Genomic DNA, 20,963 nt, shown 5'->3' with positions numbered 1-20,963 from the left:
AGTGTCGATGGAATATCTCAAGAACGCGCCGATCCGCCGCAAGCTGTCGCGGCTTTTCGTGATCATTGCCGCGATGATCATGGCGGCCCTGGCGATGATCAGTGCCGGGCTGCACCAGATCAGCGCCAACGACGCTGAAATCACTGGTGACCACGTGCCGCAGGCGCTCTTGGCCAATGGCATGGACACCGCGATTGCCCAGATCGACGCCGATCTGCGTGCGCTCACCATGCCATCATCCAGCCAGACGGCCGCAGGCCACACCGCGCGCATCGCCGAAAACCGCGCGATGATCGACAAGGCGGTGACCAGCCTCAAGGCTACCGACCTGGATGCCAACGAAGCCGGCTTTGTCGGCGATTTCGCCAAGGGCTGGACCAGCTATGCCACTGCGGCCGAACAGGTGCAGGCCCTGGCCGGCCAGGCCCACATGGCCGAAGCCCAGGGGTTGATCCAGCAAAACGAGGAACTGGCCCAGGGAATCGACGCCAGCCTCGACAAGCTGATCGACTATCAGCGGGGCCATATCACCCAGGCGACGACCGCGGCCAACCAGGCTTATTGGTTTTCGCTGATCACCGGGCTGGGCGCGCTGGCCGGGCTGATCGCGGTGCTGATGTGGAGCTACCGCCTGCTCGAACGCCTGGTCGCCCGCCCGGTGGCGGAGGTGACCCAGGCTCTCACCCGGCTGGGCGCGGGAGACCGCACAGCGCAGGTCGATCACGCTGACAGCGCGGATGAACTCGGCGACCTGGCCCGTGCCTTTGGCGCACTGCGCGACCAACTCGCCACAGCTGACGCGGCCAAGGCGGCGCAGGTGGACCTGATCGTGCGCACGCTGGGCGTGGCCCTGGCCGACCTCAAGAGCGGCAACCTGGCCGCGCGGATCGAGGGCGGGCTGGAAGGCCCCTTTGCGCAGCTGCGCGACGATTTCAACACCATGGCGGCCGAGCTGGGCAAAGTGATCGGCGCGGTGACCAGCGCGGCCGATAACGTGCGCACCGGATCGACCGAGATCCGCGCCGCGTCTGACGATCTTGCCCACCGTACCGAGGCCCAGGCGGCGCAACTGGAAACCGCCGCCACCGCCATGCGCAACGTGACGGCGATGGTGGACGATAGCGCGGCCAAGGCCGAAGCCGTGCGCCACACGATCGAGGAAACCGCTCTGGCTGCCAGCGACGGCGGCCAGGTGGTGACCGAAGCAGTGGCGGCGATGGATGGCATTGCCCGCTCGTCGCAGACGATCAACCAGATCATCGACCTGATCGATGGTATTGCCTTCCAGACCAACCTGCTTGCTCTCAACGCCGGGGTGGAGGCGGCGCGCGCGGGCGACGCCGGCAAGGGCTTTGCCGTGGTCGCCACCGAAGTGCGCGCCCTCGCCCGCCGCTCGGCCGACGCCGCACGCGATATCAAGGGACTGATCGGGGAAAGCACCGGCCAGGTCGCTGCCGGGGTCCAATTGGTGACCCGCACAGGCGAGGCACTGGAGGCGATCATTGCCCGCATCGGCAACGTGCGCGGCCTTGTCGCCGGCATCGCCGAAGCCACCGCCGATCAATCCGACAGCGTGAAGAAGGTCTATGAAACCGTTGGCTCGCTCGACCGGATGACCCAGCAGAACGCCGCCATGGTCGAAGAAAGCACGGCCGCCGCCCGCACCCTGGCGAGCGAGGCCGACGCGCTAGGCAACCTGGTCGCCCGCTTCCGCGCCGGCAGCAGCGGCCCGGCACACCGCGCACCAGCGGTGCTTGCCGTCGCTTCGGCGGCCCCTGCCCTCTTGCCTGCTCCCACGCCAGTGGCAGCGCCGGCGCCGCGCGCCCTGCCCACCCCCGCCGCCATCCCCGCCGCCATCCCCGCCCCGCGCAAGATCAGCGCGGCTGTCGGCGGACGCAGCGGCATGGAAGACTGGTCCGAGTTCTAGGATCAGCTTGCACGGCGCCTCCAATGTCGCCAAGTTCCTGATCTGCCGTGAATTGAGGCGGGCATAGTGGGGGGCGAGACATGAAGGCGGCGGCAGGCGTGCGGTTGATTGCAATGGGGTGGGCCTTGGCAGGGGCCGTGCCCGAGAGCCAGGCTGCCGAAGCCACGGCACCGGCCAAAGCGGGCCCGATCGTGGTCGATACCGCCGCTGCCTGGACACACGGCCCCACCGGCATCGTTTTGCCAGCAGCGATGGGGGCATTCACCCGCACGGAAGTATCGCAGAGCGATCATGGCCTGGCGGATGTTTCGATCTCCTATCAGGACAACGTCAGCCGCACCGCGCTGACCGTCTACGTCTTTCGCGCTGGCTGGCCGCAGGCGCCATTGTGGGCAGACCGATTGAGCCAGGTGATGGCGATGAGCGCGCAGCGCAACGGTGGTACGCTGGCAGGGCCGCCCAGCTTTGCCGCGTTTGCTCCCACAGGCCATGTAAATGCCAGCGCGCTGCGCGTGGTGCAGGCAGTGCAAGGCGGACAATGGCAGGCGACCGGGGCGGTGGTCATTCCTTATGGGCAGTGGCTGGTGACCATGCGGATGAGCTCTGCCACGCTCAACGCCAAGGTACTGGACGCCCAGTTGACTGCAGCGGCCGCAGCCTTGCACGTGCCAGCCCCGGCCCAGCCGCTGCCTGCCGCCGTGCCGATTATCGCCTGCACCGATACGCTGACGCTCAAACCGGCCAAGCATGTCGGACCAAGCAAGAGCAGCAATTCGTTGATCGACGCGTTGTTCGGGGCTGCGCTGGCCCAATCGCAAGGCGCCGCAGACCAGGCGGAGGCCAAGGGCGACGCCACCAGCGAACCGCCGCCCTATGCCGCTACGCTTTGCCGCGATCCATCATCATCGATCGATCACGGCGTTTATCGAGCACCGGGTGACATGCAGCGCTACGTCATCGCGCTCGGCGACGCTGGCATCACCCTGGCGGTCGGCCCTAACACCTTGTCCGCGCTGCTCGACAAGCGACTAACCTATAGCGCCACATTGACAGTGTTCGACAAGGTCATGGTCTATCCGGCCTATGCGACCCTTCCGCCACCAGACCAGGCGATCGCCGCACTCGACCGCGAACATCCACAAAGCGAAACATCGGACGGCAAATCGATCACGATCCATCCGTGAACCTTGCGCACCATGCCCAATCGACGAGCTTGGGTGATTTCAGGCTCAGCCGTCAGCGTTGGGACTGCTGGCGCCGTCGCTGCCGCCGGCGTCATCGTTGCGCTTGCCACGGATGAAATCAAAGCGGATGCGCACCCAGGCGCCAACCTGGGGTGTGCCGTTGATGCGCGGCGGGCGCACCAGGAATTGCCAGGCGGCCTGGCGCAGCACCCGGGCCATGCCCGAACCGCGCGGGCTCTCGTCCAGCTCTTCGCAATTGTCGACATGGTAATCGGCAATCGTGCGGCAGGCGATGATCGCCCAGCGGCCCGAAGCCTGCCCTGGCCGCATATAGCCATCGATTTCCGCGTCGCGCGGCTCGCGATACCACTGTGCATTGTAAAGGCGCGAACCATCGGGCGCGGTGCCGGCCGTGCCGCCGCCACCGCCGGCAGAGGCCTGCTGCGCCGCGCTGCCGGTGCCGGCCGGGCCGGTCAGCTTGGAAATGTCCGACGCGGCAAAGTCTGATCGCTTCATCGGGATGAAGCCTTCAGGCCAGACCACCTTGTTGTCCGTCGGCACGACCACGCGCGGCGGGGTGGCGGCCGCCGGTGCCGTGGCCGTGGCATGGGTGGCCTGCTGGGCGGCCTTCTGCTGCTTGGGCGTGGGGTTTTCGCTCTTGTCACCGGCCGCAGCGGACAGATTGACCGCGGTGAGCGTGCCCCCCTCATGCTTGGCCGGTGGCTCGTAAAGGCCCACGGAGAGAAGTGCCGCCAGCAAAAGCAGCGACATGGCCAACGCCAGCACGAACGAGATGGAACGGCGGCGAGGGTCTGCGCCATAGCGCCCACCCCCTTCCGCAAGCAGCACGTCTTGCATCAAGGCTCCGTCACCGCAGGGTGCCCGTGCGCCGCGCATGCGCGCGGACACTCCTGCAAGCGGCCGCCCTATACCAAGGCTGCCACTGACAAAACCCTCCGATTGCGTCCCACCCTTCGCCCGCCCCAGAAAAAAAGCAGTGCGCGGGAAAGGATAGCCACCTCAATCGCGCGGGCCGAGGTTTTCCAGTTCCACGCTGTCGAACATGGTGCGTACGGCGGGACGCTGCTTGATCTGCTCGATCCAGCGCACCAGGTGCGGCGTATCCTCGCGGTTGACCAGCTCGGCAAACCCGAACTGCATGCCGTTGGCGATCGCAAAATTGCAGATATCCGCCAGCGTATATTGCTCAGGGACCAGCCATTCATGATCGCGCAGGTGATCGTCCAGGCGCCGCACCGAAAAGGCGATCTTGCGCATTTCCTCGTCCAGCAGGTCCTGCGGGAAGCCTTCGCGGGCGCGGCGCCATTTCACCTGCTGCTCCACCACGGGGATGGCCTTGACCTTGTCCTCGAACTCCTGGTCGGACAGGCCCTGCACCATCTTGCCGACATAGCGGTGCCAGCCGATGGTCGAGACGCACCAGCAGAAGTATTCGTCCACCCACTTGGTCCATACCCGCATCTGCGCGCGACCATAGCTGTCGGCCGGGCGCAGCGAAACTTGCGTGGGATATTCATCTTCCAGGTATTCGCAGATCACCGTGCTTTCGGTGATGACCTTGTCGCCATCGACCAGGGCGGGAACCTGCCCGCGCGGGTTGATCGCCTTGAACCAGTCGGAATGATGCTCGAACTTGGCCGGGTCGAGCCGATTGGCCTGGAACGGCAGCCCCTTTTCGAACAGGGTCAGCAAGGGCTTCATGGAATTGGCGGCGGGACCGAAACTGTAGAGCTTGAGCATGGAGCCTGTTATCCTCGGGCCTGTTATCCTCTCCCGGGCTGCGGCCCGGTCTTGTCCACGCAGCCTAACGATTGTTTGCAAACCTAACAATACCCGATCGGAGAATTCGCATGAGCTTTACCGGACACTGTGCCTGCGGGGCGGTGAGCGCCACCATTTCTGCGCAGGAACCGGTGGCGGTGCGCCAGTGCTGGTGCCGGCAGTGCCAGCAGGCCGCTGCCGGCGGCTGCACCAACAATGCGGTGTTCCCGGCCGAGGCCGTTGCCATCGCGGGAACCCTGGGATCGTTTTCCTATGTGGCGCCATCGGGGAACACGCTGACGCAGTTTTTCTGCCCGGCCTGCGGCACCGGGGTCATGGCCCAGTCATCGGGTCGCATGCATCTGCGCACGGTGCGCCTGGGCTTTCTCGATCCCGGCCATGGGCTGGAACCCGATGCGGTGATCTGGACCGACGATGCGCCGGCCTGGGCGCAGATCGACCAGCGCGCCGCCAGCTTTGCCGGGCAACCGCCCGCGCCCGGCCAGCCGGCTCAATAAAGCAGGAAGGGCGCGCGTTCTTCGATCCAGCTGGCCTCGTCCGGGTCGGCCACGGCATCGAGATCACCGGCCTGCGCGGCGCGGTCATCGACCCATGCGCGCAAGGCCGGGCCGCCGTTGATCACGTCGATCGCCAGCTTGTCGAGCACGTATTCATAGGGGAAATCGCGCCACAGCGGATAATCGGGAGTGAGGTTGCGGATGGCCTTGAACGCCAGCGCCTGAAGCCGCCAGGGGCGGAACGCGGCGTGATCGTAAAACGGGCCTTCGGGATGCAACATCAGGCCGTGGCACAGGTGGCCGACATGCTTGTGAAACGTCGGCTCGAACCAGCATTCGCGGATTGCGGTGCCGGCCAGCCAGTGCGGCGCCAGCCGGGCCATTTCCGCCTTCACGGCCAATGCATCGACATCAGGCGCGCCGAACAGCACTTCGAGCGGGCGGGTGGTGCCGCGCCCTTCCGAAAGGGTGGTGCCTTCGAGCATCACGGTGCCGGCATAGGCGCGCGCCATGGCCAGGCTTGCCGCATTGGGGCTCGGGTTGATCCAGATGCGGTCCTGCGGCCAGCCCATGCCCGGCGCGGCATCGGGGTGCCAGCCTGCCATCGTGATGACGCGGTAATCCACATCAAGGTTGTAGTGCGCGATGAACCAGCGGCCCATTTCGCCCAGCGTCATCCCATGGCGCATCGGCATCGGCCCGGCGCCGACAAAGCTCTCCCAGCCCGGCACCAGCCGCGTGCCTTCGACCGGGCGCCCGGCCGGGTTGGGCCGATCGAGCACCCACACCGCCTTGCCGGTGCCGTGGCAGGCTTCCAGCAGATAGAGCAGCGTGGTCACGAACGTGTAGATGCGGCAGCCCAGATCCTGCAGATCGAACAGGAAGACATCGGCCGTGTCGATCATCGCGGGCGTTGGCCGGCGCACTTCGCCATAGAGGCTGAACACCGGAATGCCCAAGGCCGGATCGCGATAGTCGGGCGATTCGACCATGTTGTCCTGCTTGTCGCCTTTGAGGCCGTGTTGCGGCCCGAACGCGGCGCTGAGCGTCACGTCAGGGCATGCGGCCAGCGCATCGAGCGCGTGGACCAGGCCATCGGTAAGCGAGGCGGGATGGGCCACCAGGGCCACGCGGCGGCCGGCGAGCGGCGCACGCAGCGCAGGCTCGGCCAGCAGGCGATCAAGTCCGGTCTTCATGGCGCGTGAGGTGCCTCAACCCGCGCGGCGAAGCAAGCCGCATGGTGGAAATCAGGCTTGCCGCGCGGATGGGCCAGCGCCCAATAGGATTTGACGCCGCCGGCCTCTTCCAGAACCGCGCTGAGCCCCATGCGCCAGGGCAGCGGCGGCAGGCCGGCAACGGGCAGCGCCGCGTCGAAAATCAGCACATCCTGCCCACGGCGCGGCGTGATCACCGGCTCGCGCGGGATCGGGCGCGGCGCCATACCCTCGCGATAGCCATCGAAATCATAGGCCGCCCAGCGCTCCGAAGCGGCAAAGTTGAATTCGGCATAGGCGCCGCCGGCGGCCGGATCGTCTTCGCCCAGGAACAGTTCGAAGCAGGTCGACTGCCACAGGCCATCGGTGCGCGCGCGGCCGGAAAACGGCGGGACGACCAGGGCCGAGGTGCCCTCCACCCGCCAGCGCAGGCACAGCCAGTGATCGTCCATCGAGATGATGCGCGCCGCAACCTGCCGCACGGCCAGCGCCGGGTGATCGGGATGGGCAACAAGCAGCGCCGGTTCCAAGGCACGTCCTTTCATGCTAGGCGCCCCGCTCCACATCGAGGCAACCATGACCGAATACAAGTCCGACCTGCTGCGCCTGCTGTCCGAGCGGGGCCATATCCACCAGTTGACCGATGCGCAGGGCCTGGATGCCCTGGCGGCCAAGGAAATCGTGGTGGGCTATAATGGCTATGACGCCACCGCGCCATCGCTCCATGTCGGCAACCTCGCCTCTGTCATGCTGCTGCGCCGCCTGCAACAGGCCGGGCACAAGCCGATCGCGCTGATGGGCGGCGGCACCACCAAGATCGGCGATCCTTCGGGCAAGGACACCAGCCGGCAGATGCTGACCGAAGAAATCATCGCCAGCAACATCGCCGGGATCCGCAAGGTGTTCGACCGCCTGCTGACGTTTGACGACAGCGCCACCGGGGCCACGCTGGTCAACAACGATGAATGGCTGTCGAAGCTTGGCTATATCGACCTGCTGCGTGACGTGGGGCCGCACTTCACCGTCAACCGCATGCTGACGTTCGATTCGGTCAAGCTGCGCCTGGATCGCGAACAGCCGCTGACGTTCCTGGAATTCAACTACATGATTCTCCAGGCCTATGACTTCCGCGAGCTGGCGCTGCGCCATGGCTGCCGCCTGCAGTTCGGCGGGTCTGACCAGTGGGGCAACATCGTTAACGGCATCGAGCTGACCCGGCGCATGAACGGGATCGAGGTCTATGGCGCGACCACGCCGCTGCTGACCACCGCCGATGGCGCCAAGATGGGCAAGTCGGTCAACGGCGCCGTCTGGCTGAACGAGGAACAGCTGCCCAACTACGATTTCTGGCAGTTCTGGCGCAATACCGACGATCGCGACGTGGGCCGCTTCCTGCGCATCTTCACCGACGTTCCGCTCGATGAAATCACCCGCCTGGAAGCGCTGCAAGGCAGCGAGATCAACGCCGCCAAGACGGTGCTGGCCAACGAGGTGACCGCGCTGATCCGTGGGCGCGAGGCTGCCGACGCTGCCGAGGCAACCGCCAAGGCCACGTTTGCCGGTGGTGGCCTGGGCCAGAACCTGCCGACGCTGGAAGTGGGCGAGCCCACGATCAGCGTGATCGAGGCGCTGATCGGCCTGGGCTTTGCCGCGAGCCGGGGTGAGGCCAAGCGCCTGATCGCCGGCGGCGGCGCCCGGCTGGATGGCGAGGCGATCACCGACGATACCGCCGTTATCGCGGTTTCGGCCGAGCGTCGGTTGTCTTCCGGCAAGAAGAAGCACGGCATAATCAAGCCCGCTTAACGACTTGCCGTTGCAGGGCGGCGGCAGGCCGCTGCCGCCCATTAACCAAATCTAAGTCAATCTGGATGTATTTTTCCCGCCTGTAATCCCTCATACCGGCAGGAGAAGCCATGTCCGGCGGCGCGCAGCTTTCAGTGACCGACCTGCGCCGGTCTACCCGCCACCCCGTTCACCTGCCGGTGATCGGGGAGCATCGCCGCCTGGGCGACGTGATGCTGAACATCGTCAATATTTCCACGACCGGCTTCATGGTGCGCGACACGCTCGACCTTGGCCGGGGTGAGCGGGTGACCATCCGCCTGCCCCAGATCGGCCGGATCGAGGCGTTTCTGGTGTGGAGCGATGAAAGCCGTGCTGGCTTCCAGTTCGAGCGGATCGTGCGGCACGATGATTTTGCCAAGATGATCAAACAGCTCCAGCCCAACACCCGCCTGCGCGGCAAGGGCTGATCGGGCGGGGGGCTGATCGGGCGCTGGCTGATCGGGGCCCGGCGCGATTGGCGCCGATCATGATTTTCTGAAACGACGACAAACAATTGTTGGCTTGGCAAAGCACTGGGCCGCTGCCACAGACCAAGCCGTGACCGACACCCCTGCCCCGGCGCCCGATAGCCCTTCATCACCGTTCCAGATTGCCGATTTCCGGCGGTTCTGGGTGGCACGCCTGTTTTCCGTCCTGGCCACGTCCGGCATGGTCGTGGTGCTGGGGTACCAGCTTTATGACGTCGCGCGCGGCCAATATGGCATGGGCATCAAGGAAGCGGCGTTTCAGCTTGGCCTGATGGGGCTGGTGCAGTTCCTGCCGCAGTTCGTGCTTACGCCCGTCGCCGGCGTCGTCGCCGATCGGTTCGACCGGCGGGTGATCGCCGGGCTGACCATGGTACTCGACGCGCTGATCGCGCTGGTGCTGACGATCGCCACCGCCAGTGGCACGCTGTCTCTGCCGCTGCTGTTTGCCATGGCCGCAGCGCATGGCACCAGCCGCGTGTTCATCGGCCCGGCCCTGTCATCGATCGCGCCCAACATCGTGCCGGCCAAGCTCATGCCGCGGGCGGTAGCGATCAATTCCATGGCGTGGCAGATCGGCTCGATGGGCGGGCCAGCGCTGGCCGGCGTGCTCTTCGCCTTCTCTCCTGCCTTGCCCTATGGCGTTTCGGTGGCGCTGCTGGCCTTGGCCGCATTCGGCGCATTCGGCATTCGCCGCCTGCCCCCGCCAGCGGAAAATCGCCGTACGCACCCGTTTCGGCAGGTCGCCGATGGCTTTCGCTTCGTGGCGCACGATCGGTTTCTGCTGGGCTGTATCACGCTCGATCTTTTTGCCGTGCTATTGGGCGGCGCAACCGCGCTGCTGCCGGTCTATGCCCGCGACATCCTGACGTTCGATGGCCATTCCGTGGGTTCCTATGGCCTGGGCGTGATGCGGGCCATGCCTGGGCTCGGTGCGGCGCTGGTCGCGGCATTCCTGGCGCGGCGCCCGGTCGAGCGCGAGGTCGGCGCCAAGATGCTGCTGGCGGTCGCCGCCTTTGGCGTGGCGACAATCGGCTTTGGCCTGTCGCGCAACCTGTTCCTGTCGCTGGCGATACTGGTGCTGATCGGCGCGGCGGACATGGTTTCGGTCTATATCCGCACCACCTTGGTGCAATTGCACACGCCAGACACCGTGCGCGGCCGCGTCTCGGCCATCTCGGGCCTGGCGATTTCCTGCTCCAACGAACTGGGTGACATGCAATCGGGCGTGGCTGCGGCCCTGCTTGGCGCAACCGGGGCGGTTGTGTTTGGCGGGGTGGGTGCGATAGTCGTTACCCTGGCCTGGGCGATCGGCTTTCCCGAATTGCGCCGCGCCCGGACCTTTGCTGCAAAATACCAATCCTGACCCGCTCAACACCAAGGAGCACACGCGACATGAAAGCGGATTCCATTCTCGCCACTATCGGCAACACGCCGCATGTTCGCCTGTCCCGCCTGTTTCCCGACCACGAGGTATGGGTGAAGAGCGAGCGCACCAATCCAGGTGGCTCGATCAAGGACAGGATCGCATTGGCCATGATCGAGGCCGCCGAAGCCGACGGCAGCCTCAAGCCCGGCGGCACCATCGTGGAGCCGACCTCGGGCAATACCGGCATTGGCCTCGCCATGGTGGCGGCGGTCAAGGGCTACAAGCTCGTGCTCGTCATGCCCGAATCGATGTCGATCGAGCGGCGCCGGCTGATGCTTGCCTATGGGGCCACGTTCGATCTGACGCCGCGCGAAAAGGGCATGAAGGGCGCGATCGAGCGCGCCAAGGAACTGGTGGCCGAAACGCCGGGCGCCTGGATGCCCCAGCAGTTCGACAATCCTGCCAACGTGGCCGTGCACGTGCGCACCACCGCGCAGGAAATCCTGGCCGATTTCGCCGATAGCCCGATCGACGTGCTGATCACCGGGGTTGGCACCGGCGGACACCTCACCGGCTGCGCCGAGGAACTCAAGAAGCACTGGCCGGATTTCAAGGCCTATGCCGTGGAACCGACGCTCTCGCCGGTCATTTCCGGGGGGCAGCCCGCGCCGCACCCGATCCAGGGCATCGGCGCCGGGTTCATTCCGGGCAACCTGCACACCCAGGCAATCGACGGTGCGATCCAGGTCGATCCGGCCGATGCCAAGGAATGGGCCCGCCGCTCGGCGCGTGAGGAAGGCCTTCTAGTCGGCATCTCCTCTGGCGCGACGCTGGCCGCCATCGCCGCCAAGCTGCGCGAACTGCCCGCCGGCAGCCGCGTGCTCGGCTTCAACTATGACACCGGCGAGCGCTACCTCTCGGTGCCCGATTTTCTTCCGGAGTAACCAGCCTTGAGCCTTGAACGCATCGATTATGCGCATGGTGACGTGGCGCTGACGGGGTGGCTTGCCCGCCCCGAAGGCGCCCCGCGCGGCGCGATCCTGATCCTGCCCACCATCGCCAACGTCAACGCCGGAATGGAACAGCGTGCGCGCATGCTGGCCGATCAAGGCTTTGTTGCCATGGTCGCCGATTTCTATGGCGAGCCGGTGGAAAGCTTTGAAGCGTCGTTCCCGCTGGGCAATGCCCTGCGTGCCGATGTCGATCACTACCGCGCCCGCATCACCGCCGGGCTCGACGCGCTGGCCAAGGCGGCGCCGGGGCTAACGCTGTCGGCGATCGGCTATTGCATGGGCGGCCAGGCGGCGCTGGAACTGGCGCGCATGGACGCACCGATCGTGCTGGCGGCCAGCTTCCACGGCCTGCTCACCTCTGATCGCCCGGCCACGGCGGAAACCCCGATCAAGCCGCGCCTGCTGATCTGCCACGGCGATGCCGATCCGCTCGTCCCGCGCGAGCAGGTATTGGATTTCTGGAAGGAAATGGATGCCGCCAGCGGCAACTGGCACTTCCATGCCTATGCCGGGGTCAAGCACGGGTTCACTGATCCCGACAGCGAGGCGCGCGGCAAGGATTTCCTCGGCTATAACGCCAGCGCCGACCGCCAATCGTGGTTGGCGCTGACCGCGCTGCTCGACGAAATCTATAGCTGATATCCATCCGCCGCGGGGCGGTGGCCGGGCCGATCAGGTCGGGCCGCCGCCCTCGGCACCTTCCAGTTGCTGCACTTGCGCGACGAAGCCTTCCAGCTCGGCAATCGTGCTGGCGATATCGGCCTGCTGGCACACCAGAGCAGCGATGCGTTCGCGGCACTTGGCGATCGTCACCTTGCGCTGCTGCGCACGGCCATCGCCCAGATCGTAGAGATCGATCATCTCGCGAATGTCAGCCAGGCTGAAACCCACGTTCTTGGCGCGCATGATCCACGCCAGCCGCGCCCGATCACGCCGGGAATAGATCCGCGCCGTACCGTGCCGCGTCGGCGAAATCAGGCCCTCGTCCTCATAGAACCGCAGCGCACGCGCGGTTACGCCGAATTCGGCCGACAGGTCGGTGATGGTGAACTGGTCGCGGGCCAGGGCATCGGGCCGGTCAAGATGGCCGGTATGGGAAGAGGCGGGCACGGTGTCCATGCCCGCCACGATACCGCGCAGCTTACGTAAACGTCAAACCTCAATCCGCTCCAGCGTCCCTTGCGGGGTAATCCGGCGATAGAAGCAGCTTTGCGCCAGGGTGTGGCAGGCCGGGCCAACCGGCTCGACCCGCAGTTCGAGCGCATCCTGGTCACAGTCCACGCGGATTTCGAGCACCTTGAGCACGTGGCCCGAGGTTTCGCCTTTCATCCACTGCTTCTGGCGCGAGCGCGACCAGAAGTGCGCCAGACCGGTTTCGCGCGTGCGGGTGATCGCCTCGGCATCCATGTGCGCCAGCATCAGCAACTGCCCAGTGCGGTGATCGATCGCCACGGCGGTGACCAGGCCGTGAGAATCGAAGCGCGGCATGAAGGCGGTGCCCTGTTCGCGCTGTAGCGAATCGTTATCGACCGACACGGTAGGTAATTCCCTTCTGCAAACGGGCTGCCACAGCATACATTGTTGCACGATAACCACATGGCCTGGGCAAAATCGGCGGCATACGCATGTCCCCCTTCCTTCCGGCGGCGCAATCGTCAAGAAAGAACATGCGGTTTGAGGGAACCGCGATCTGAACCGCCGAAAGGCGGCGCGGCAAGCGCCAAAGTTCAGGGACACGCGAGGGACCGGGGGGCTGGTTCGACCTTCTGACTAGGAAGGCGCAGCCATCTGGAGATATTGAGCGACGGGGTTACGGTCAGGGCCGAGAGGGAGCCCCGTCAATCACAAGGTTTCGTCACGAAACGCCCGGGCCGCAAGGTTCCGGGCGTTTTCGGTTAGATGCCGCTTGCATCGCGCCTGTCGCCCGCGAATCAACTCTCCTTTTTTACCCCCGCCCTTCGGCCTCGCGCAGCACGCGGGCAAAGCAGGCGATCTTGACCTTGGCCGCGCCGGCGCGGCGCAGCGCCCGCACGCAGGCATCGCTGGTGGCGCCGCTGGTTAGGACGTCATCGACCAGCAGTACCTGCGCACCGCGCAAAGACGCGGCATGGCGCGGATGAGGCGCGATGGCGCCCGCCAGCGCCTGCGCGCGCGCCTTGGCACCCAGACCGCCGAGCGAAGGCGTGCGCTTGCGCCGCACCAGCGCATCGACCAGCAGGCGCTGCCCGGTCGCCCGCGCAATCTGCGTTGCCAGCAATGCTGACTGATTATAGCCGCGCTGCCACAGCCGCCAGCGGTGCAGCGGCACCGGCACGATCAGCCATTCCCCGTCGAGTGGCGGCAGGCGCGCCACCATCAGGCGTGCCATCAGCCCGGCCAGCCCCACCTTGCGGCCATGCTTGAATCGCAGCACCAGGGTGCGTGTGGCATCGCCATAGAGCGTGGCGGCAGCGATCCCATCATGCCGTGGCGGCTGCGCCATGCAGGGGGCGCACAGCGCCGCCTCATCACGCGCCAGGCTGGTTTCCAGGGGGCGCTGGCACAAGTGGCAGCTCGGCTCCCCGGGGATTTCCAGGTTGGCCCAGCACGCGGCGCACAACCCGCCATGCGTGGCCAGGGTTTCCCCGCACAGCGGGCAGCGCGGCGGAAACAGCAGGTCAACGACCGGGGCAAGAAACGCGGGGCGCAGCATCGCTGGCCATGCTTCCACCAGCGCAAGAGGCTTGGCAAGCGCGCAGCTTGCGGGCAGGCAGCACGGCATGGCCCAAACCACGCCCCCCGCCCCGCCCGAAATCTTTGCCCGCCACCGCCGCCTGGCCCAGCGCGCCCGCATGCGCCGACTGGCCACGCGGCCCGATGCCGCGCGCTTCCTGGCCGATGACATGATCGAGGACATGCTCGATCGCCTTGCGTTCCTGCGCCACACGCCGCAGACCGCGCTGATTATCGGCGATGTGGACCACAGCCTGGGCGCCGCGCTGGCCGCGCAAGGCGTGGCCGTCACCCACGCTGATCCGGCTGCCCTGCCCGGTGAGATCAATGTGGACCAGGAAGCGCCGCTGCCCTTTGCCCAGGGGTTTGATTTCATCGCCGTGCTGGGCACGCTCGACACGGTGAACGATCTGCCTGGCGCGCTGGTCCACCTGCGCCGCGCACTGGCGCCCGATGGCCTGGCGATGGTGAGCTTTACCGCCGCCGGCAGCCTGCCGGCGCTGCGCAGCGTGATGCTGGCCGCCGACGCGGATCGGCCCGCCCCGCGCGTACACCCGCAAGTGGATGTGCGCGCTGGCGGGCAATTGCTGCAACGCGCCGGCTTTGCCGATCCGGTGATCGACAGCCGCAGCCTGGCCGTACGCTATCGCAGCCTGACCCGGCTCGTGCAGGACTTGCGCGACCAGGGCCTGTCCAACTGCCTCGCCCGCCCCGGCGCGCCGCTCGGCAAGGCCGCCCTGGCCCGCGCGCAAGAAGCCTTTGCCGCCGCCGCTGATGCGGAAGGGCGGGTTACCGAGACGTTCGAAATCCTGACGCTGAGCGGCTGGGCCAAGCCGCTGCGCGCGCCGAAGTTTTAGGCGGAACGCCCCCTCCACCACCGCTGCGCGGCGGTCCCCCTCCCCATGCCATGGGGAGGATCGCCAAGGTCCTCCCCACAGCGTGGGGAGGGGGACCAGCCGCAGGCTGGTGGAGGGGCTTTGATCCTTACGCCTTCAATGCCGCCTGCGCTGCGGCCAGGCGCGCGATCGGCACGCGGTAGGGGCTGGCCGAGACGTAATCGAGGCCGACCTTTTCGCAGAATGCGATCGAGGCGGGATCGCCGCCGTGCTCGCCGCAGATGCCCAGCTTGATATCGGGGCGGGTCTGGCGGCCGCGCTCGGCCGCCAGTTCCACCAGTTGGCCCACGCCCTCGATATCCAGGCTGACGAACGGGTCGCGCGGATAGATGCCCTGGTCGACATAGGGGTTGAGGAAGCGCGCGGCATCGTCGCGGCTTACGCCCAGGGTGGTCTGCGTCAAGTCGTTGGTGCCGAACGAGAAGAACGTGCCTTCCTCGGCAATTTCCCCGGCCATCAGCGCGGCGCGTGGCAGCTCGATCATCGTGCCGACCAGGTAATCCAGCGTCTTGCCCTTGTCGGCAAAGACCTGTGCGGCCACGCGATCGACCAGCGCGCGCAGGATCTGCAGTTCCTTCTTGGTGGCGACGAGCGGGATCATCACCTCGGGCACGACTGCTTCGCCAGACTTGGTGGCCACTTCCACCGCCGCCTCGAAGATCGCCTGGGCCTGCATCTCATAGATTTCGGGGAATGTGATCCCCAGGCGGCAGCCGCGATGGCCCAGCATCGGGTTGAATTCATGCAGTTCCCCGGCACGGCGCTTGAGATGGTCGACACCCAGGCCGGTCACTTCGGCCAGTTCCTCGAACTCTGCATCGGCATGCGGCAGGAATTCGTGCAGCGGCGGATCGAGCAGGCGGATCGTCACGGGCAGGCCGGCCATCACCTCGAAGATCGCGATGAAATCAGCGCGCTGTTCGGGCAGCAGCTTGGCCAGCGCGGCGCGGCGGCCGGCTTCGTCTTCGGCCAGGATCATCTGGCGCACGGCGGAAATGCGCCCGGCTTCGAAGAACATATGCTCGGTGCGGCACAGGCCAATGCCTTCGGCGCCGAACTGGCGCGCCACCTGGCAATCCATCGGCGTTTCCGCGTTGGTGCGCACTTTCATGCGGCGGTGCTTGTCGGCCCAGACCATCAGCGTGGCGAAATCGCCGACCAGTTCGGGTTCCACCATCGCCACTTCGCCGGCCATGATCTCGCCGGTCGAGCCGTCAAGCGTGATCACGTCGCCTTCGGCCAGGTCACGGGTGCCGATCCGCGCCTTGCGCGCGGCCATGTCGATCGACAGGCCCGACGCGCCGGACACACAGGGACGGCCCATGCCGCGCGCCACCACCGCAGCGTGGCTGGTCATGCCGCCGCGCGCGGTGAGGATGCCCTTGGCCGCGTGCATGCCGTGAATGTCTTCGGGGCTGGTTTCCACGCGCACCAGGATCACGCTGTCGCCGCGCTCGGCACGCGCCTGGGCAGTGTCGGCATCGAACACGATCGCGCCGCTGGCCGCGCCCGGCGAGGCCGGCAGTCCCTTGGCCAGCACATCGCGCGGCGCCTTGGGATCGAGCGTGGGGTGGAGCAGCTGGTCGAGCGCCATGGGATCGACCCGGGCGATCGCGGTGGCTTCATCGATCAGGCCCTCGCCCACCATGTCCACCGCCATCTTGAGCGCGGCCTTGGCGGTGCGCTTGCCCGAGCGGGTCTGCAGCATCCACAGCTTGTTCTTTTCAACCGTGAACTCGATGTCCTGCATGTCCTTGTAGTGCTTTTCCAGCAGCTCGAACACGCTGGCCAGCTCGGCGTAGGCCTGCGGCATGGCCTCTTCCATCGACAGCGGCTTGGCCCCGGCCCGCTCGCGCGCGGCCAAGGTCAGATATTGCGGGGTGCGGATGCCGGCCACCACGTCTTCGCCCTGGGCGTTGACCAGCCATTCGCCGTAATAGGCCTTTTCGCCGGTCGCCGGATCGCGGGTGAAGGCAACGCCCGTGGCCGAGGTATCGCCCATGTTGCCGAACACCATGGCCTGGACGTTGACCGCCGTGCCCCATTCGGCCGGAATGTCGTTGAGCTTGCGATAGACCTTGGCGCGTTCGCTTTCCCAGCTATCGAATACCGCGCCGATCGCGCCCCACAGCTGCTCGTGCACGTCCTGCGGGAACGGGCGGCCCAGTTCCTCTTCGACGATCGCCTTGTATTCGCCCACCAGCTTGCGCCAGTTGTCCGCGCTCATTTCCACATCGGCGTAATAGCCGTTGTCTTCCTTGGCGATTTCCAGCGCATCTTCAAAGCGATGGTGGTCCACGCCCAGCACAACGTCGGAATACATCTGGATGAAACGGCGATAGCTGTCCCAGGCAAAGCGCGCGTCGCCGGAATCGGCCGAAAGCCCTTCCACCGTCACGTCGTTGAGGCCGAGGTTGAGCACGGTATCCATCATGCCCGGCATCGACACCCGCGCGCCCGAGCGCACCGAGACCAGCAGCGGATTGGCCGCATCGCCGAACACGCGGCCGGTCGCCGCTTCGATGTGCGAGAGCCCGGCGGCAACGCCGGCCTTGATGTCGGCGTCAAACTGCTTGCCGGCCGAATTGTATTGCGTGCACACTTCGGTGCTGATGGTGAAGCCCGGCGGCACCGGCAGGCCGATGCCCGCCATCTCGGCCAGGTTGGCGCCCTTGCCCCCGGTAATGGTCTTGTCCTTGGCCCGAGGATCGTCGTTACGCGCACCACCGCCGAAATGGAATACGTATGCACTCATGATTACAGTCCGTTCCTTGAGCAAAGGTCAGTCATTGCGAGGTCCAGGAAGTGGACCGAGGGCGGTTAGCCCTCGATCCGCGAGAAGTCCGCTACTTTGTGCACCGCAGCACGGAATTGGTCAAGCAGGGCCAAGCGATGGGCACGCTTTTCCGCATCTGCGTCATTGACCGTAACGTCATCGAAAAACGCGTCGATCGGCGCGCGGAGCGAGGCGAGCGCAGCCATGGCGGTGGTGAATGCCTCTTGCGCCACAGCCTCGTCCACCTGCGGCTCGGCCTGGGCGAGCGCCGCCATCAGCGCCGCTTCGGCCGGTTCGGGGGTGTAGGACAGCGCCGCTTCGCCATGGGCAAACTCGGCCGCGATATCCTTGAATAGCGGATCGTCGACCAGCACCAGCGGGTCTTCCTCGCCAGTGGGCGGCACCACGCCCTCGCCCTGCGCGCCGGCCGTGGCGGCGGCTTCCTTCTTGAGGATATTGGCCGCGCGCTTGTAGCCCGCCAGCAGGTTGACGCCATCCTCGGTGCCGACGAACGCCTGAAGCGCCGACACGCGCGCCAGCAGGCGCACGAGATCGCTTTCACCGCCGAGGGCAAGCACGGCATCGATCAGGTCGTGGCGCACGCCGGCTTCACGCTGTTGCACCTTGAGACGGTCGGCAAAGAAGCCGAGCAAGTCACCTTCGGCCACGGCGAAGCGCAGATGGTTCTCGGTGATCAGGCGAATGATGCCCAGGGCGGCACGGCGCAGCGCGAAGGGGTCTTTCGACCCGGTCGGCTTTTCGTCGATCGCAAAGAAGCTGCGCAGCGTATCGAGCTTGTCCGCCAACGCGACGCACACCGAAACCGGCGCGGTGGGTACATCGTCACCCTGCCCCACCGGCTTGTAGTGATCGCGGATCGCGTCGGCCACGGCATCACCCAGGCCTTCGGCGCGGGCGTAATAGCCGCCCATCAGGCCCTGCAGTTCGGGGAACTCGCCAACCATGTCGGTGACGAGATCGGCCTTGCACAGCTGCGCCGCCTGGCGCGCCAGGGCCGGATCGGCGCCGGGCACCACGCCTTCGCGGGCGAGCCATTCGGCCAGGTCGGCCACGCGGGCGACCTTGTCGGCCACGCTGCCCAGCTTTTCGTGGAACGTGATGCGCGCCAGCTTTTCCGCCTGGCGGGCGAGCGGAACCTTCTTGTCCTGCTCCCAGAAAAAGCGGGCGTCGGACAGGCGCGCGGCGAGCACCTTGCGGTTGCCCGCCACGATCGCCGCGCCGCCATCGGTGGCGGCGATATTGGCGGTGCAGACAAAGGCATTGGCCAGCTTGCCGGCAGCGTCGCGGCAGATGAAATACTTCTGGTTGACCCGCGCGGTCAGCTGAATCACTTCTGGCGGCACGTCGAGGAACGCCTCGTCAAAACCGCCGAGCAGCGGCTGGGGCCATTCGGTCAGGCCGGCGTTTTCCACCACCAGGCCTTCATCGTCCACCAGCACGAGGCCGGCGGCCTGCGCCGCGGCGCGCGCCTTGTCGCGCACGATGGCTTCTCGCTCGGCGTGGTCGACGATCACGTAGGCTTCGCGCAAGCGGGCGGCATAGTCGGCCGCGCCAGTGATGGTGATGTCACCGCGGTGGTGGAAACGGTGCCCACGCGTGACCGTGCCAGAGCGGATGCCGCCCACTTCAAGGTCGATCGCCTCGTCGCCCAGGATTGCGATGATGCCCGAGAGCGGGCGCACCCAGCGCAAGGATTCCGGGCTGAACGAAGCGGCGCCCCAGCGCTGCGACTTGGGCCAGGGAAACGCGCGAACGATCGCCGGGATGGCCTGCGCCAGCACGTCCTTGGTCGCGCGGCCGGGCTTTTCGGTGATGGCGAACAGCACGCCATCGCGCTCGGTCAGTTGCTCGCGGGTCAACCCGGTCTTGCGCAGGAAGCCTTCCAGTGCCTGCGGCGGGGCCGAGGCGCGCGGCCCCTTCACTTCCTCGCTGACGGCTTGCGTGCCCAGCGGCAGATCGCGCGCGATCAGCGCCAGCCGGCGCGGGGTGGACCATACGGTGATCGCGCCCGGCGTCAGCCCGGCGGCGGTCAGTTCCTTGACGAACAGCTTTTCCAGATCGGCGCGCGCGCCGGCCTGCATCCGCGCGGGGATTTCTTCGCTGCGCAGTTCGAGCAGGAAATCGGCGGTCATGCGGCGTCTCGCTTGAGTGTGTTCAAGGTGGTGTCAGCGCCCTTCGACAGGCTCAGGGCGAACGGGGTGTGAGAACCGATCCAGAGGTCCGTTGGGGCTGAGCTTGTCGAAGCCCCACGCGCAACCAACCGGCTCATGCGCTCCACCCCGGGAATTTCTGCGCCCACTCGTCCTTGTACTTGTCCATGTAGGCTTCGCACGAACCGCGCGCGAGGTCGCGCACCTTGCCCATGTAGCTGGCGCGTTCCTGCACCGAGATCACGCCGCGCGCCTGCAACAGGTTGAACACGTGGCTGGCCTCGATCGCCTGTTCATAGGCCGGGATCGGCAGCTTGGCATCGAGGCAGTTGCGGCATTCCGCCACCGCCTTGTTGAACAGGTCGAACAGCGCGTCGGTGTTGGCGATCTCGAAGTTCCACTTCGACATCTGGCGTTCGTTTTCCAGGAACACCTGCCCATAGGTCACGCCGTGACTGTTATAGGCCAGGTCATAGACGTTATCGACGCCTTGGATGTACATCGCCAGGCGTTCCAGGCCATAGGTCAGCTCGCCGGCCACCGGCTTGCAATCAAACCCGCCCATCTGCTGGAAATAGGTGAACTGAGTCACTTCCATCCCGTCGCACCACACTTCCCAGCCCAGGCCCCAGGCGCCCAGCGTCGGGCTTTCCCAGTCATCCTCGACAAAGCGGATATCGTGCTGCAGCGGATCAACGCCGATGGCGCGCAGGCTGTCGAGATAGAGATCCTGCATGTCGGCCGGGCTCGGCTTCATGATCACCTGGTACTGGTAATAATGCTGAAGCCGGTTGGGATTTTCGCCATAGCGGCCGTCGGTCGGCCGGCGGCTGGGCTGGACATAGGCCGCGTTCCACGGCTCTGGCCCCAGCGAACGCAGCGTGGTGGCCGGGTGAAACGTGCCCGCGCCCACGCGCATGTCATAGGGTTGCAGGACAAGGCAGCCCTTGTCGCTCCAATAGGCATGGAGGCGCAGGATCATGTCCTGCAGGCTGAGCGGCTTTGGTGCAGTATCGGCCATGGTGTGCCGCCCATGGCCGATGGCGCAGCGCAAATCAACCGCCAGCAGGCGCAACATGGGGACTTCCCATT

The 20,963-nt window shown here is 66.3% G+C and carries 19 protein-coding genes; 9 read left to right on the top strand and 10 right to left on the bottom strand.

The window, feature by feature from the left end; genetic code table 11:
- The first annotated feature begins 7 nt into the window (after window positions 1-7).
- Entirely contained in the window at window positions 8-1,927 is a 1,920-nt protein-coding gene (locus ABIC78_RS12615) for a methyl-accepting chemotaxis protein (RefSeq protein ID WP_354490023.1), read from the top strand.
- Window positions 1,928-2,025: 98 nt separating this feature from the next.
- Window positions 2,026-3,111, top strand: coding sequence for a hypothetical protein (locus ABIC78_RS12610; RefSeq protein WP_354490021.1), 1,086 nt, complete (start codon window positions 2,026-2,028; stop codon window positions 3,109-3,111).
- A gap of 45 nt (window positions 3,112-3,156) precedes the next feature.
- On the opposite strand, the gene ABIC78_RS12605 is transcribed toward ABIC78_RS12610, so the two are convergent.
- Together ABIC78_RS12605 and ABIC78_RS12600 are read right to left on the bottom strand one after the other, a co-directional pair.
- On the bottom strand, window positions 3,157-3,969 hold the full coding sequence (locus ABIC78_RS12605) for a hypothetical protein (RefSeq protein WP_354490019.1): 813 nt from the start codon (window positions 3,967-3,969) through the stop codon (window positions 3,157-3,159).
- Window positions 3,970-4,131: 162 nt separating this feature from the next.
- Window positions 4,132-4,872: a glutathione S-transferase family protein gene (locus tag ABIC78_RS12600; protein WP_354490015.1), complete on the bottom strand. Its 741-nt coding sequence runs from the start codon at window positions 4,870-4,872 to the stop codon at window positions 4,132-4,134.
- Window positions 4,873-4,982: 110 nt separating this feature from the next.
- Here ABIC78_RS12600 and ABIC78_RS12595 point away from each other — a divergent pair, with 110 nt between their 5' ends.
- Complete coding sequence (locus ABIC78_RS12595; RefSeq protein WP_022675761.1) at window positions 4,983-5,411, top strand: GFA family protein; 429 nt, start codon at window positions 4,983-4,985, stop codon at window positions 5,409-5,411.
- Here ABIC78_RS12595 and ABIC78_RS12590 read toward each other — a convergent pair.
- A complete protein-coding gene (locus ABIC78_RS12590) occupies window positions 5,405-6,607 on the bottom strand; it encodes an exo-beta-N-acetylmuramidase NamZ family protein (RefSeq protein WP_354490012.1) in 1,203 nt (400 codons plus the stop codon). The two genes, ABIC78_RS12595 and ABIC78_RS12590, sit on opposite strands and share 7 nt — an antisense overlap.
- Window positions 6,604-7,170, bottom strand: a complete 567-nt coding sequence (locus ABIC78_RS12585; RefSeq protein ID WP_354490010.1) for a DOMON-like domain-containing protein — start codon at window positions 7,168-7,170, stop codon at window positions 6,604-6,606. The genes ABIC78_RS12590 and ABIC78_RS12585 overlap by 4 nt, the downstream gene beginning before the upstream one ends.
- A gap of 31 nt (window positions 7,171-7,201) precedes the next feature.
- Here ABIC78_RS12585 and tyrS point away from each other — a divergent pair, with 31 nt between their 5' ends.
- The 5 genes from tyrS (at window position 7,202) to ABIC78_RS12560 (ending at window position 11,955) form a co-directional block, all read left to right on the top strand.
- Complete coding sequence (gene tyrS / locus ABIC78_RS12580; protein ID WP_354490081.1) at window positions 7,202-8,428, top strand: tyrosine--tRNA ligase; 1,227 nt, start codon at window positions 7,202-7,204, stop codon at window positions 8,426-8,428.
- 110 nt (window positions 8,429-8,538) lie between these two features.
- Window positions 8,539-8,877, top strand: coding sequence for a PilZ domain-containing protein (locus ABIC78_RS12575; protein ID WP_022675765.1), 339 nt, complete (start codon window positions 8,539-8,541; stop codon window positions 8,875-8,877).
- A gap of 130 nt (window positions 8,878-9,007) precedes the next feature.
- Complete coding sequence (locus ABIC78_RS12570) at window positions 9,008-10,300, top strand: MFS transporter (RefSeq protein ID WP_354490008.1); 1,293 nt, start codon at window positions 9,008-9,010, stop codon at window positions 10,298-10,300.
- A 29-nt stretch (window positions 10,301-10,329) separates the two neighbouring features.
- Window positions 10,330-11,247 (top strand): cysteine synthase A, encoded by a 918-nt coding sequence (gene cysK, locus ABIC78_RS12565; protein ID WP_022675767.1) that lies wholly within the window; start codon window positions 10,330-10,332, stop codon window positions 11,245-11,247.
- 6 nt (window positions 11,248-11,253) lie between these two features.
- Window positions 11,254-11,955: a dienelactone hydrolase family protein gene (locus ABIC78_RS12560; RefSeq protein WP_354490005.1), complete on the top strand. Its 702-nt coding sequence runs from the start codon at window positions 11,254-11,256 to the stop codon at window positions 11,953-11,955.
- A 33-nt stretch (window positions 11,956-11,988) separates the two neighbouring features.
- Here the strand turns inward: ABIC78_RS12560 and ABIC78_RS12555 are convergent, their stop codons facing one another.
- The 3 genes from ABIC78_RS12555 to ABIC78_RS12545 all read right to left on the bottom strand — a co-directional run bounded on the left by ABIC78_RS12555 (window position 11,989) and on the right by ABIC78_RS12545 (window position 14,008).
- Window positions 11,989-12,435 carry a MerR family transcriptional regulator gene (locus ABIC78_RS12555; protein ID WP_354490003.1) on the bottom strand — a complete coding sequence of 149 codons (447 nt, stop codon included), beginning with the start codon at window positions 12,433-12,435 and terminating at the stop codon, window positions 11,989-11,991.
- 33 nt (window positions 12,436-12,468) lie between these two features.
- Window positions 12,469-12,804: a phosphoribosyl-AMP cyclohydrolase gene (hisI, locus tag ABIC78_RS12550; protein WP_051146288.1), complete on the bottom strand. Its 336-nt coding sequence runs from the start codon at window positions 12,802-12,804 to the stop codon at window positions 12,469-12,471.
- A 457-nt stretch (window positions 12,805-13,261) separates the two neighbouring features.
- Entirely contained in the window at window positions 13,262-14,008 is a 747-nt protein-coding gene (locus tag ABIC78_RS12545; RefSeq protein WP_354490001.1) for a double zinc ribbon domain-containing protein, read from the bottom strand.
- A gap of 67 nt (window positions 14,009-14,075) precedes the next feature.
- Here ABIC78_RS12545 and ABIC78_RS12540 point away from each other — a divergent pair, with 67 nt between their 5' ends.
- Window positions 14,076-14,885 carry a methyltransferase domain-containing protein gene (locus tag ABIC78_RS12540; RefSeq protein WP_354489999.1) on the top strand — a complete coding sequence of 270 codons (810 nt, stop codon included), beginning with the start codon at window positions 14,076-14,078 and terminating at the stop codon, window positions 14,883-14,885.
- Window positions 14,886-15,012: 127 nt separating this feature from the next.
- Here ABIC78_RS12540 and ppdK read toward each other — a convergent pair whose 3' ends face one another.
- From ppdK to ABIC78_RS12525, 3 genes are all read right to left on the bottom strand, one after another.
- Window positions 15,013-17,679 (bottom strand): pyruvate, phosphate dikinase, encoded by a 2,667-nt coding sequence (ppdK, locus tag ABIC78_RS12535; RefSeq protein ID WP_354489997.1) that lies wholly within the window; start codon window positions 17,677-17,679, stop codon window positions 15,013-15,015.
- A gap of 65 nt (window positions 17,680-17,744) precedes the next feature.
- The gene (gene glyS / locus ABIC78_RS12530) at window positions 17,745-19,853 is read right to left on the bottom strand and encodes a glycine--tRNA ligase subunit beta (protein ID WP_354489995.1); all 2,109 of its coding nucleotides are present in this window, start codon (window positions 19,851-19,853) and stop codon (window positions 17,745-17,747) included.
- Window positions 19,854-19,986: 133 nt separating this feature from the next.
- A complete protein-coding gene (locus ABIC78_RS12525) occupies window positions 19,987-20,892 on the bottom strand; it encodes a glycine--tRNA ligase subunit alpha (protein WP_107715741.1) in 906 nt (301 codons plus the stop codon).
- Window positions 20,893-20,963: the final 71 nt, after the last annotated feature.

The sequence above is a fragment of the Novosphingobium sp. 1529 genome (assembly GCF_040544855.1).
In the GTDB taxonomy this organism is placed as follows: domain Bacteria; phylum Pseudomonadota; class Alphaproteobacteria; order Sphingomonadales; family Sphingomonadaceae; genus Novosphingobium; species Novosphingobium capsulatum.
This window is presented reverse-complemented; position numbering and strand designations above follow the sequence as displayed.